The following is a 12,497-nucleotide window of genomic DNA, read 5'->3' on the forward strand; positions in this document are numbered from 1 at the left end:
CGAATACACGCAATCTCCTATTTTGTTAGCCTAGATTTCGAACTAAAAAGTAAAAAAAGACACGTGTTATTGAGGGTTAACTATTGTTTAATGAAAATAGTATAATCAGCAGCAAATTCATATCGTAGTTTAGAACATCCCATTTTCATTAGGGGACTCCTCTGGTATAGGCTGACCAATATCCCATAACTCAACAATTTGGTTATCCTGGAAACGAAAGATATGGACAACAGCCCCTCCAAGATCATCTGAATTCTGCTTAACATGTGAGTGAACCGCAACAGTATCTTTCTCCTGAATAGCACGTTTGACCTCAAGGATTTTGTGAGGGTTTTTTGCTGCATTCTCTTCCATCGCAATCATAAGAGAGTCCGCATCACCGCGGAAATAGGGGTTGTGGTGACAAAAGTCAGATCCTATGTACCTTTTGTATGCTTCGCGAACATGTCCTGATGCTACGAGCCGCAAGAATGATACCGCTTTCTCTTTGGGGGAATTTGTCGATGCAGACGAATGTTCTATATTCAAGTAAATCATCCTTTCTATTCAAGAATTAATTTTGTATATGAATGATTAGAAGTTTAAGGTATTGAAAAAAACATGTCAATTTTGACGATAATTCGTCATGCGATAACTAAAGTAAAGGTGGATGTATCGGTTTTTTTGTATATTGATTTTTCGAACATTTGTTCCTTTAATAATTAAAGGAACAAATGTTGATTGAGGTTATAGAAAAGGACAAGAAAATCGATTCAACATTAAATAAGGTAATGGATGCGTCTTTATTTTCAAACAAAAAACAGCAGGAAATGTAAGTGGTAAGTGGTTTCTTTCCATTCTTCTATTTTTTTTCAAATACAATTTTTTAGATACGTTCTAAAGGTATATAAGAATAAGAATCATATTTCCGTTTCAAGGGATTATAGAGTTAAGCTGTGATAATGGGGAATTGGGAGAAATTTTTGGTAATATGATATACTTTTAAGAAAAAAATTTTAAGGAGGAGACACCTTGAGTATACATTTTGACGTGAAAAGAATCATCAAGGTACCCAAACAAAAAGCATATGAAGGTTTGCTTGATCTTGATTCTGCCAAGCAATGGATGCAAGGTTTTGTAGGAATAAATCGATTAGACGAAGGCCCTTTAAGGGTTGGAAGCCAGTGGAAAGAAACAAGAAAGATGTTTGGAAAAGAGGCTACTGAACATTTTGAAGTTGTTGAACTAAATGAACCTGATAAAATTGTACTACGCTGTGACGGAACAAAAGGAACAACAGGTAAAGGAGAATTTGTGTTTACATACATACTTGCTTCAACAAATGATTCTACAGAGGTTAGCTTGTACGGTGAGATAAAGGGACTTACCGGTTTAGCTAAATTTTTTGGAAAAATGATGGCAGGAGCCTTTAAAAAAGCCTGCGCTAAAGATTTAGATGCGTTAAAGGGCTATTTGGAGAAATGAGTGGATGGAACAGGTTTTAGATTAAGGGCAGAGTTAAATAAATTTACATATATTACTTTAATAAAAAAGGATTATTGAAACATTAGGGAGAAAAACATACGTATATGCTTTAAGAAATTAAAAAATTGATTAATGAGGTGGAAATAATGGGTAGATTAATTCATTTCGAAATTCATGTGGATGAAATGGAGCGGGCAAAAACGTTTTATGGTGAGGTATTTGGCTGGACATTTGAAGATTGGAGTGAATACGCTGGAATGCCATATTTTGGAGCTGTGACCGGTGATGCCAATGAACCAGGAATTAATGGCGCTTTGATGCAGCGACAAGGTCCTTCCCCAGAAAGAAACCAGCCTATGAATGGCTATGCTTGTACAATGGGTGTGGAAGATTACGATTCGATTGAGGCGAAAATTCTAAAAAATGGAGGACAGGTTGCCTTGCCAAAATATGCACTGCCTGGAATGGCGTGGCAGGGTTACTATGTTGATACCGAGGGAAATGTTTTTGGCATTCATCAACCAGATGAAAACGCAAAATAGACAATCACGAAATTATTCTTCCACTACATTATCAGAAATAAATCCTCTTTAATGCTGACTTTAATTAGTGCCTGTCCTGCAATGGACAAAAGTGTTTCATACTAGAGGACAGGCATCATTTATCAGACCTTCAAATATTCCTAATCAATGTAGACCAAAAATTAAACGGAATCCTCTTCATGTTCTTCGGCCTTTACAACGGTTTCCATATAATTTTTTCCCCATTCATACATGGATTCCAAAATAGGCATAAGTGTTCGTCCCTGCTCCTTTAATGAATACTCTACTCTAGGTGGAACAACAGGATAAACTTCACGATGAATGATTTGGTCCTCTTCTAATTCTCTTAATTGATTGGTTAACATTTTTTGCGTAATATTGGGCAAAAGAGCCTTCAATTCACTAAATCTTTTTGTCCCTTCTTTCCCAAGATGCCAGATGATAATCATCTTCCATTTACCGCCAATTATTGAAAGTGTTAATTCCTTTTCACAATTAAATGATTGATTTAAATATCTATCCATTCGACCTTCCCCCTTGCCAACAGGTTCTTTTTCAAACCATAATTCGTAAAAATATGTACTATGTCATTATAATCGTTATTCTCTGTTAGTTTCTATTATAAAAAACGATATGTTTTGCCTGATATGGGTAATGTAATAATATAACGGCGGTAAAAATGTGGGAGTGTTGAGATGAAAATATCAGGCGGCATTATTTCAGGTGAGTTTGATAAGGATAAGAACGAATTTGCTTTACAAGAAATAAAGTCATTTTCTACAGAAACAACACTTAAGGAACAACAGCTAAATGCATTATATGAATACTTGAGTAAGCATCAGCAGGAAGAGGGAGGACAAGTTCTTACCTTATATGATCAAATGCCTGTATTATTTACTAGACAGGAAATCAAGGAATTATTAAAAGATCTGCATTCCATAAAAGCTTTATATCATTAAATGTTAAAATGTTCCGCTGCATTCTAAGCCGGGAGGGATTCTAAAGAAATAGAATCCAAAGCCCGGCTTTTTCTCCTTTTGGACAGGTTCCCTTATTAATTTCTTATTTTTAGCCAAGACTGTTTTCGCAAACTTTGTTGATAATAATCCCTTTCCAATGTGATGGCTGTGAGCCTTCAAGACGTATACGCCTATGAGGATTCGCCTAACCCGCTGCTCTAAGCAGGATCCCGCAACCAGCTTCCAATCAACTTTAACCAGTTCCCTTAAAGAATTTTTGTCTTTCTCATCCCCTTAAATGTCTATTTCTTTAAAAAATGAACTGAAAATTTTTTAGTTCCTTTATAGGATGTAAAAGGATACTTTCAAAAATGACCTCAGTTTGTTTGTCAATAGTATCCTCCAGGTAACTGAGTAACAAAAAAGTAGGTACTTGTTAAATTTATTCATTTATTTCATAATGTCATTAGTTTGTATAAATTAATAATGTTTTATCTTCTTAGATATTTAGATAGAAAGTAGGTTGAATAAATGAAGTTAAGAGTTTCTGCCGTACAATATCATCTTCATACGATTAAATCGTTTGATCAATTTGCAAAGAAAGTCGAGCATTATATCAAAACCGCTCAAGAATTTTTATCAGATTTTATTTTATTCCCTGAATTTTTTACGACACAATTAATGTCGATCGAAAATGAGTTTGGAGAAGCATTAACGATTGACCAGCTGCCTAATTTTACGGAACAATATCGTTCATTATTTATGACACTTGCGATAAAAACAAAAATGCATATTATTGCCGGTACACATGTTATAAATAAAGACGGGAAATTATATAATGTAGCTCATATGTTTTATCCGGATGGAAGAGTTGCTGAACAAGCTAAGCTTCATATTACTCCAACCGAAGTTAATGAATGGAACATGAGTGCAGGGGATGATCTGCAAGTGTTCGAGACTGAAAAAGGAACAGTTGCTATGTTAACTTGTTATGATATCGAGTTCCCGGAGATTGTCCGGATGGCAAAAGCAAAGGGAGCGGACGTGATTTTTTGTCCATCTTGCACAGATGATCGCCATGGCTTCCACCGTGTTCGTTATACAAGCCATGCCAGAGCCATTGAAAACCAAGTATATGTCGTAACAACAGGCACTGTTGGCTCTCTTGAAACGGTTGATTTTATGCGGGGTAACTTTGGGCAAGCAGCAGTCATCACACCAAATGATGTTCCATTTCCACCAAAAGGGATTTTGGCAGAAGGGGAAATTAACCAGGATATGATTGTGACAGCAGATCTTGATTTAGAACTACTTTATCAGGTTCGAAAACATGGTGCTGTAACAACTTGGCGAGACAGACGAACAGATCTTTATCCCGATTGGGAAAAAACAGTCAGTAAAACTCTCGTATAAGGAGGACCAAATGTACCTTAAGGAGCTTTATGTTTTCAATGATGATCAGCCGATTCCTGCCATTATTCGCAATTATAAACCAGAAGATTTTGCAGGATTGATCAAGATCCAAGAGGAAAGTTTTCCGCCTCCATTTCCAGCTGAATTATGGTGGAATACGGAGCAGCTTTCAAATCATGTAAAGTTATTTCCAGAAGGTGCTCTATGTATGGAAGTGAATGGGGAAATTGTTGCATCAATGACAGGCTTAATTGTCGATTTTGACCCACATCATCCTGAGCACTCTTGGGAAGAAATAACAGATAATGGCTATATCAAAAACCATACCCCTAATGGAAATACACTATATGTCGTTGATATAGGAGTACGTCCTGCTTATCGTAAATACGGATTGGGAAAATGGTTAATGCAGTCGATGTATGAAGTAGTTGTTCATTTAGGCTTGGAACGATTGCTTGGCGGCGGAAGAATGCCTGATTATCATAAAGTAGCGCATGAGTTGACAGCACATGACTATATCAATGAAGTGATGAAAGGAAACCTAAAAGATCCTGTCATCACCTTCTTATTGCGATGCGGACGGACACCTGTAAAACTTGTTGCTAACTACCTGGAAGATGAGGAGTCTCACCATTATGGTGTCCTTATGGAGTGGAAAAACCCTTGCTTTACATCCATTAAAGGAGAGGAATAAACATGGAATTTTTAAGAATAACAAATATAGTAGATCCATTATTTAAACAAATGCACCAACTAATGCAAGATGTTTTCCCTAAGGAAGAAGTATTAGACTTTGAGCTTTGGAAAGAACCGTTAGAGGATCCGGGAATTCGTGTTTTTGTTGCAGTCCTTAACGGGAAAGTAGTAGGAGCAACTGAGTACCGATACTATGAAGATTTTAATGTGGCGATGACAGACTTTACGATTATCGGGGTAGCAGGACTTGGAGTAGGACCATTTTTAGCAGAAAATAGATTAGCAGACTTACAGGAATTAGCTGCTGCGAATAACAAAGACTTATATGGTATGTTTGCTGAAATATATAATCCTTATCAGGTTGAGCATTATGAATTTGGCGGAATTAAACCAATGGACCCGTATGTTCGCCGTGAAGTTTTAGCTCACCTTGGCTATAAGCGCATTGATTTTAAATATGTTCATCCATCATGGGACAATGATGGCACAGCAGTAACCGGCCTTGATCTTTGCTTCCTGCCAATGGAAAAAGGAACGAACGAGCTCCCAACTGATTTAGTTGTTAAATTTTTAACAAGATATTATACAGTATTGCCTTATAAACCAGATTCCTGGTATTCAATGGTCCAAGATTTAGAAGCAAAGAGCCGTATAGCTCTAATGCCTTTATAAGATATATAGAGTGCACTTCAATGTTAATAATCTCTAACATTTTGAAGTGCCTTTACCATTTAACACTCTGTAAAAGCTTAAAAGGCACATCCTTAGCTTTGTAAAGTTGTGCCTTTTAATATTTTTTGCTTATTATCTTAAATACCTTTATGCATTATGAGAAAGAGCTTAATTTACAAAAATAATCATATCGTGATAACAACTTTTCCTTTTGCGTGTCCTTTCTCAAAATATCGGAATGCATCTGAAACCTCTTCCAGTGGATAACATTGATCAATAACAGGCTTTACTTTTTCCGCTTCGATAAGTTCCTTCATAAAGTACAGATCGTTTTGGTTGGGCCGTTGTAAAAAGGTACTCATTTTTTTACTGCTTGTCATGGAAATCAATGGCCCTCGGACAATGGCCTCGAACATTTGCACTTCGGATCCGCCGACATGCACAAAAATACCATTGGGATGTAATACACGGTTATAGGCAGAAAGCGGCTGAGATCCATTAACACCAAGAATCAAGTCATATGTTGTTGTTTTCTTTGTAAAATTCTCCTTTGTATAATCAATAATATGGTCAGCTCCAAGTGAACGTAAAATGTCTACATTTCTTGTACTGCATACACCAGTTACCTCTGCACCAAAAGATTTGGCCATTTGTACTGCGAAGGTTCCTACACCGCCAGAGGCACCATTAATCAATATCTTTTGTCCTTTTTGGATGTTGCCTTTATCTCTCAGACTCTGCAATGCTGTTGAACCAGCCATAGGTACAGCAGCTGCTTCAACAAAGGAAAGATTGACTGGCTTTAATGCTAATGCACTTTCCGGAACAGAAACATATTCGGCAAAACCACCCCAGCCGCAACCGGAAAGATCTCCAAACACTTCATCTCCCGGTTGAAATTGCTTAACATTATTGCCAACGGCCTCAACTCGACCTGCGATGTCTCCGCCTGGTATGGAATATTTGGGTTTTAGCAGTCCAAAGGCTAATCGGGCTAAAACTGGCTTCCCTTTCAACAGAATCAAATTTCCATAGTTCAAGGATGCCGCATGAACCTTTACTAATACTTGATGATCCAAAGGAACAGGTTTTTTTACCTCAGTCATTTCAAGAACTTCTGGCGTACCGTATTTGTAACTAACGATTGCTTTCATTATAATCCCTCCAACTTTCTTAAATGGATTGGAATCTACCTGAAAAATGAAAATACTCTCTAATGTAGATATTCCAGATGTTCATTCCTTCTTAAAAGCCATACTCAAAGTAAAAGGAAGTTGAAGGTCATATAAAAAAATTACTAAAGATACTGGCTCAAATGATGGTAACTTTACCATTTCTCTTTAAATTGAGTACCAATTGCTATACGATTTCGTACATGAAATAGATTCATTATTTGCTGGGTTTTCTCAAACAGGGGACTGATTTTAATAGCTAGTGAGTATGATAAAAATGTACGATTCTTGATTGAATATGAAACTATAGTTCTATTTATTCGTAGTTTTAGGTATTCATACATTTAACTGATTGGAGGAGAATAAATGAAAGCAATTGTATACACAAAGTATGGTCCTCCCGATGTTCTACAATTGAAAGAGGTAGAAAAACCAATTCCTAAAGAGAAGGAAATTCTGGTGAAAATAAAAGCGACTACTGTAACTGTAGCAGATATTCGGGCACGAGGTTTTACAGTTCCTCCTGCTTTTTGGCTCCCTGCTCGAATAACACTTGGTTTCAAGCAACCAAAAAAAGAGATATTAGGGATGGAGTTCTCTGGAGAAGTGGAGTCAGTTGGGAAAGATGTAAAAAGGTTTAAGAAAGGTGACCAGGTATTTGCAGCAACCTTGGCCAATTTCGGCGCTTATGCGGAGTATAAGTGTCTTCCGGAAGATGGTCCGATATCTATTAAACCTTCCAATATAACGTATGCAGAAGCCGCTGCTATTCCAATTGGGGCACGCACAGCATTGTATTTTCTAACAAAAACCAATATTCAAAGCGGACAAAAGGTCTTAGTTTATGGTGCTTCAGGAAGTGTAGGAACTTTTGCTGTTCAACTTGCCAAGCATTTCGGAGCAAACGTAACTGGGGTATGCAGTACCACGAATTTAGAATTAGTAAAATCTTTAGGTGCTGACAAGGTAATTGATTATACCACAGAGGATTTTTCTAGAACTGACGGGACCTATGATGTGATCTTTGAAGCTGTAAACAAGAGTTCCTTTACAGCATGTATGAATTTGTTAAAAAAGAACGGTACCTATATAAATATCACGGAACCGCTGCCAAATATCAGAATGCTTTGGACTAAACTGACAAGCAAAAAGAAATTAATATTTAGCCGGAATTCACCTGAAACTTCAGAAGCTCTTATCTTCCTTAAAGACCTTGTTGAAATGGGAAAATTAAAAGTGGTCATTGATAGAACCTTTCAGTTTGAAGAGATCGTTGAAGCTCATCGATATGTTGAGAAAGGACACAAAAAGGGAAATGTCATTATAAATGTGTAACCAAAAAAGATTTTATTAAACTAAACACAATAACGACCTGTTGTAAGAAATGGTTCATTCCCAAATTTATAAACTCCACATAAACATTTATATATTTTTAATAAGATAAGAGATGGAGTTAGAGAATAAGAGAGGAAATAATCAACCATCCACATTGTTGTGAATGAAAAAATTTGGTAGTTAGAGAGATTTTTATTTTCTAAAGTTTTCCATTAAAATAAAAAATGCTTTATACTGGAGGTGTTAATGAAAAAAACAGCGCTATTATTCATATTTTTTATCTTTATATTTTCTTCATCAGTTCTAGCTTTGTCTTGGGCTTATCCTTTTGTTGTTTGGAACGGAAAGGTTTATGAAGTTAAACAAGAAGTTATCGAAGATAGTGAGATTGGAAAAATGATAGGGGAAGTAAGGACCACACCTCATGAAATAACTGGAAATTATTACGGAAATGCTTCAAACTACTACCCAAAAGGGACAAATTATTATGAAATAAAAGGAACATCAACTTCAAGTGCAATTGCAATAAAAAACGATCATAAATGGGTAAAGGCTATCTATGTCCAAAAAGCTCCATTTCACATAATGAATGTACTCACCAACACCTGCTTCATCTCTGCTGTTATAATAATCGCTCTTATTGCTATTGTGATATTCCAATTGAAAAAGTCTAAAAATGAATGATATATAGAGACATAATCAATTTTGACCTATCATTGAGATGTTATTTTCCAAATGTTTTATCTGCAAAAAACCTTTGATAACGCAAAATTTACATCAATCTTACAGGAAGTGAGCAAGTGAAAAAAGAAAATTAAAAAATATGATAAACAGGTAAAAATGTATGAAAATTATCGTTCAAATCAAAAGCTTGCAGGATTGAGAAAAAAATTAATTAAAAGCGCATACGGAAAAGTCTTAGAGGTCGGAGTTGGAGCGGGAGCGAACTTTCCTTACTATAATAGAAATAATGTTGAGGTCACAGGAGTTGACTTTAGTTCAGAGATGATTAAAAGTGCCAAAAGAACAGCATCAATTTTTCAAATAAAAGCAGAATTTATCCATGAAGACATTAATGAGTTGAAATTAGAACACAACTCTTTTGATTGTATCGTATCAACCCTTTCACTTTGCAGTTATCTGACCCAATTGCTACATTAAGTAAATTTAATGGTTGGTGCCGTAAGGATGGGATTATCTTGTTAATGGAGCATGGTCTGAGCTCTAATCCATTACTCTCCTTTTCCCAAAAAATAAGTGATCCACTATTTACTAAAGTCTCTGGATGTCATTGTAACAGAGATATCAATAAGATCATTGAAAATTCTAATCTTAAGCTCGAACATATCGAACGTTATTGGTCTGATATCATCTATCTAATTCTGGAGAAACCTGTTAAGTAACAGTTCTGCTCTTATTAAAATCTAAACTAAAGGGCGCAATTCTGAAATAAGGATTCAGCGTACAATTGAGGGAATACAATTGAATGAAACCTTTTAAGTGTAGTAGATATTTATGTTAAGTTTAGAGATTACCAATAGGTTGCCTAATAATCTTAAAGTATATTACTTGGATACAATTCTGTTGTTGTAATAAGGACATCCAAATTATGAACAACTATTGTGAATAAGAATCACTATTACCTGGGCTAGCTCAATAGTATAAAAACTCTTTAGGAGGAGAATGTATGAGTCAAAATGAAAAGGATAGCAGTTTTACAGAACAAAATACACAAATAATTGATTATAATGAAAAAAAAGAAAAAATTAATGTAGATGAAGGGATTAAATGGTTGCGCGCAGCCATACATACAGGCGACGTAGGGGCAATGAATGAGTTGTCCTATCAGTTGTTAACAGGAAAAGTAGTTAAGCAAGATGTAGAAGAAGGAGAAAAATGGCTTAGAAGATCCGCAGAAATGGGGGATAGATGGGCAATGATGGAATTAGGCTACCGTCTGCTTGTTGGAGAAGACCTTAAAAAAGATGGTGTAGAAGGAGAAAAATGGCTTAGAAAGTCTGCTGAATCACACTATCCAACTGCAATGAGAATATTAGGTTATCGATTATTAGCAGGTAGTGAATTAGAGCAAAATATCGAAGAAGGAGAAAAATGGTTACGAAAAGCTGCTGAAGCAGGGGAAGCCGTCGCGATGAGAGAGTGGGGAAAATATTTAATAAACGGGTTCGTTAAGTAACTTTATGAACAATCATTTAAAATAAAAGAACGATTAGAAGCTATTCGTTATTCGGATAATGGGTGCAAGAGTTGAAGATCTACTATGGTCGGCAGCTCTTTTTTAATGTCTATCGGGGCAGGGACTACGGATTCATGAAATTAGTTAGTAGAATTCTCTAAAGTACAATGAGGGAAAAATGAGAAAAATAGGCATATTTATCTATTTTTCTCATTTATCTATATTATAACAACAAAAATATAATTAATCTGTTATAATACAACTAGTATTTATTTTATCATGAGGTGAAATTATGAACGCTAAACCATGTAAACTTTCTCGTTGTGTCAAAGCAAATGTTGTCCTTCCACCAGATACCCAGCATCATCACACATTATTCGGTGGGCGGCTAATGCAGTTAATAGATGAAGTGGCTGTATTATCTGCAACCCGCCATGCAAGAAGGCCGTGTGTCACAGCTTCCACAGATTCAGTTGATTTTCTGTCTCCGGTTCGGGTAGGAGATTCTATATGTTTAGTTGCATATGTAACATGGACAAGTAGGACTTCGATGGAAGTTTTTATCAGGTCTACTGCTGAAGACCTGATGACAGGAGAAAGAAGAATTGCGGCGGTATCTTTCCAGACTCTCGTAGCTGTGGATGATAATGGAAAACCAATGCCTGTTCCAGAAGTAATCCCTGAAACAGAGGAAGAGGAGTATTTATTTAAAACTGCTCCAATGCGAGCCATTTCACGTAAAAGGCATCGAAAGGAAACGAAAGAACTTATCGAAACATTAACGTTTATCAACACAAATCATCTTGATGTGAATGAGCAGCTATATGGTGTTGTTACCGGATAAGCAGAATGATAACCAGCATTTACAATCTATTATGTGCATTTTTCATGCAATTAATCGATTCCCGTATCGTATTCAATAATAATATCATTATAAGTCTGAATATTCTGAATGCATAAACAATAAATGATTAACTAATGAAGCTGTATGTTAATGGTTTATATTTGAGTAAACATTGGAAATATCGAAAGAAAATCGAAGTTAATTTTGTTGGAATTATTTATACATTCTGATATAGAATGTATAGATAATTCTTTATTTTATTATAAAGACAAGAAAGGATATGAATGTCTGTGTTGCAGATTGCAACAGATATATCGCCTAACCAAATTAAGTTTGGCTTTTTCATTTGAAATTTTCTTTTCATTGTAAATCCGCATTTTCCTAAATGTACCTCAATAAGAAACGTAGCATGTCAGGCGTTGATTTTAATAGTACTCTTTAAAGTTAACTTATAGGTATTATAAAAAACAAAATATTACCAAAGCTTTTTAGTTGACTTAATGAACTGTAAAGATTAATATTACAGTAAAGTTGCGGCAAATAAATTCTATGAGATTATTTATATAACTTTGTTATATGTCTTTTGTAAAGCAGATCTTTCTCTAAAATGTATAAATCATTAAGGTAATTAAACAACATTCTTGATTGAAAAACACTACGGTTTATTTGAAGTTAAACTGTAAGATTTTTTGTTACATTTTATCCCCTAATGTTGAAGCAGGAGGAAATAAAAAAAGATAAAGGAGTGTGTATACGTATGGTGATTATATATACGACACCAAGTTGTACTTCATGCCGAAAAGCAAAAGCTTGGCTTGAGGAACATCAAATTGACTATATTGAAAGAAATATATTGTCTAATCCCTTGTCAATTGATGAAATTAAATCGATTCTTCGCCTAACAGAAGAAGGGACTACCGAGATTATTTCAACTAATTCAAAATCTTTTCATAAATTAAATGTTAATATCGAATCTCTTTCACTTAATGAATTCTATAAATTAATCATGCAGGATCCTAAAATACTGCGCCGTCCAATTATCCAGGATGAAAAAAGATTGCAGGTTGGATATAACGAGGAAGAAATTCGCAGGTTTCTGCCCCGCAGACTTCGGACAATTTTAAACATCGAATTGCAAAAAGCAGCAAATTAATATGTTTCAGTTGCTCCTATATTTATCTTTATTACTATTTGAAAGGAGGA

At 35.4% G+C, this 12,497-nt stretch carries 15 protein-coding genes; 12 read left to right on the top strand and 3 right to left on the bottom strand.

What is annotated here, in order from left to right:
• Positions 1–129: 129 nt before the first annotated feature.
• The gene (locus WQ54_RS21450; protein ID WP_046587127.1) at positions 130–537 is read right to left on the bottom strand and encodes a nuclear transport factor 2 family protein; all 408 of its coding nucleotides are present in this window, start codon (positions 535–537) and stop codon (positions 130–132) included.
• A gap of 474 nt (positions 538–1,011) precedes the next feature.
• On the opposite strand from WQ54_RS21450, the gene WQ54_RS21455 reads away from it, so the two are divergent.
• Entirely contained in the window at positions 1,012–1,464 is a 453-nt protein-coding gene (locus WQ54_RS21455; RefSeq protein WP_052737897.1) for an SRPBCC family protein, read from the top strand.
• Between the two features lie 146 nt (positions 1,465–1,610).
• Complete coding sequence (locus WQ54_RS21460) at positions 1,611–2,006, top strand: VOC family protein (RefSeq protein ID WP_046587129.1); 396 nt, start codon at positions 1,611–1,613, stop codon at positions 2,004–2,006.
• A 161-nt stretch (positions 2,007–2,167) separates the two neighbouring features.
• Here WQ54_RS21460 and WQ54_RS21465 read toward each other — a convergent pair whose 3' ends face one another.
• Positions 2,168–2,530 (bottom strand): helix-turn-helix domain-containing protein, encoded by a 363-nt coding sequence (locus tag WQ54_RS21465; RefSeq protein WP_046587131.1) that lies wholly within the window; start codon positions 2,528–2,530, stop codon positions 2,168–2,170.
• A gap of 171 nt (positions 2,531–2,701) precedes the next feature.
• On the opposite strand from WQ54_RS21465, the gene WQ54_RS21470 reads away from it, so the two are divergent.
• The 4 genes from WQ54_RS21470 (at position 2,702) to WQ54_RS21485 (ending at position 5,746) form a co-directional block, all read left to right on the top strand.
• The gene (locus WQ54_RS21470; protein ID WP_046587133.1) at positions 2,702–2,965 is read left to right on the top strand and encodes a hypothetical protein; all 264 of its coding nucleotides are present in this window, start codon (positions 2,702–2,704) and stop codon (positions 2,963–2,965) included.
• Between the two features lie 531 nt (positions 2,966–3,496).
• Positions 3,497–4,378: a carbon-nitrogen hydrolase family protein gene (locus WQ54_RS21475; protein WP_046587135.1), complete on the top strand. Its 882-nt coding sequence runs from the start codon at positions 3,497–3,499 to the stop codon at positions 4,376–4,378.
• A 10-nt stretch (positions 4,379–4,388) separates the two neighbouring features.
• On the top strand, positions 4,389–5,072 hold the full coding sequence (locus WQ54_RS21480) for a GNAT family N-acetyltransferase (RefSeq protein ID WP_046587137.1): 684 nt from the start codon (positions 4,389–4,391) through the stop codon (positions 5,070–5,072).
• 2 nt (positions 5,073–5,074) lie between these two features.
• The gene (locus WQ54_RS21485; protein ID WP_046587139.1) at positions 5,075–5,746 is read left to right on the top strand and encodes a hypothetical protein; all 672 of its coding nucleotides are present in this window, start codon (positions 5,075–5,077) and stop codon (positions 5,744–5,746) included.
• Positions 5,747–5,931: 185 nt separating this feature from the next.
• Here the strand turns inward: WQ54_RS21485 and WQ54_RS21490 are convergent, their stop codons facing one another.
• The gene (locus WQ54_RS21490) at positions 5,932–6,900 is read right to left on the bottom strand and encodes an NAD(P)-dependent alcohol dehydrogenase (protein WP_046587141.1); all 969 of its coding nucleotides are present in this window, start codon (positions 6,898–6,900) and stop codon (positions 5,932–5,934) included.
• Positions 6,901–7,284: 384 nt separating this feature from the next.
• Here WQ54_RS21490 and WQ54_RS21495 point away from each other — a divergent pair, with 384 nt between their 5' ends.
• From WQ54_RS21495 to spxA, 6 genes are all read left to right on the top strand, one after another.
• Positions 7,285–8,253 (top strand): NAD(P)-dependent alcohol dehydrogenase, encoded by a 969-nt coding sequence (locus WQ54_RS21495; protein ID WP_046587143.1) that lies wholly within the window; start codon positions 7,285–7,287, stop codon positions 8,251–8,253.
• A 246-nt stretch (positions 8,254–8,499) separates the two neighbouring features.
• Positions 8,500–8,937 (top strand): hypothetical protein, encoded by a 438-nt coding sequence (locus WQ54_RS21500; RefSeq protein WP_046587144.1) that lies wholly within the window; start codon positions 8,500–8,502, stop codon positions 8,935–8,937.
• Positions 8,938–9,093: 156 nt separating this feature from the next.
• A complete protein-coding gene (locus tag WQ54_RS34865; RefSeq protein WP_231597602.1) occupies positions 9,094–9,414 on the top strand; it encodes a class I SAM-dependent methyltransferase in 321 nt (106 codons plus the stop codon).
• 526 nt (positions 9,415–9,940) lie between these two features.
• Positions 9,941–10,450 (top strand): tetratricopeptide repeat protein, encoded by a 510-nt coding sequence (locus tag WQ54_RS21510; RefSeq protein WP_052737898.1) that lies wholly within the window; start codon positions 9,941–9,943, stop codon positions 10,448–10,450.
• A 292-nt stretch (positions 10,451–10,742) separates the two neighbouring features.
• The gene (locus WQ54_RS21515) at positions 10,743–11,294 is read left to right on the top strand and encodes an acyl-CoA thioesterase (protein ID WP_046587146.1); all 552 of its coding nucleotides are present in this window, start codon (positions 10,743–10,745) and stop codon (positions 11,292–11,294) included.
• A 757-nt stretch (positions 11,295–12,051) separates the two neighbouring features.
• Complete coding sequence (spxA, locus tag WQ54_RS21520; protein ID WP_046587148.1) at positions 12,052–12,447, top strand: transcriptional regulator SpxA; 396 nt, start codon at positions 12,052–12,054, stop codon at positions 12,445–12,447.
• Positions 12,448–12,497 lie beyond the last annotated feature (50 nt).

This window comes from Bacillus sp. SA1-12 (genome assembly GCF_000981385.1).
Classification (GTDB): domain Bacteria; phylum Bacillota; class Bacilli; order Bacillales; family Bacillaceae; genus Metabacillus.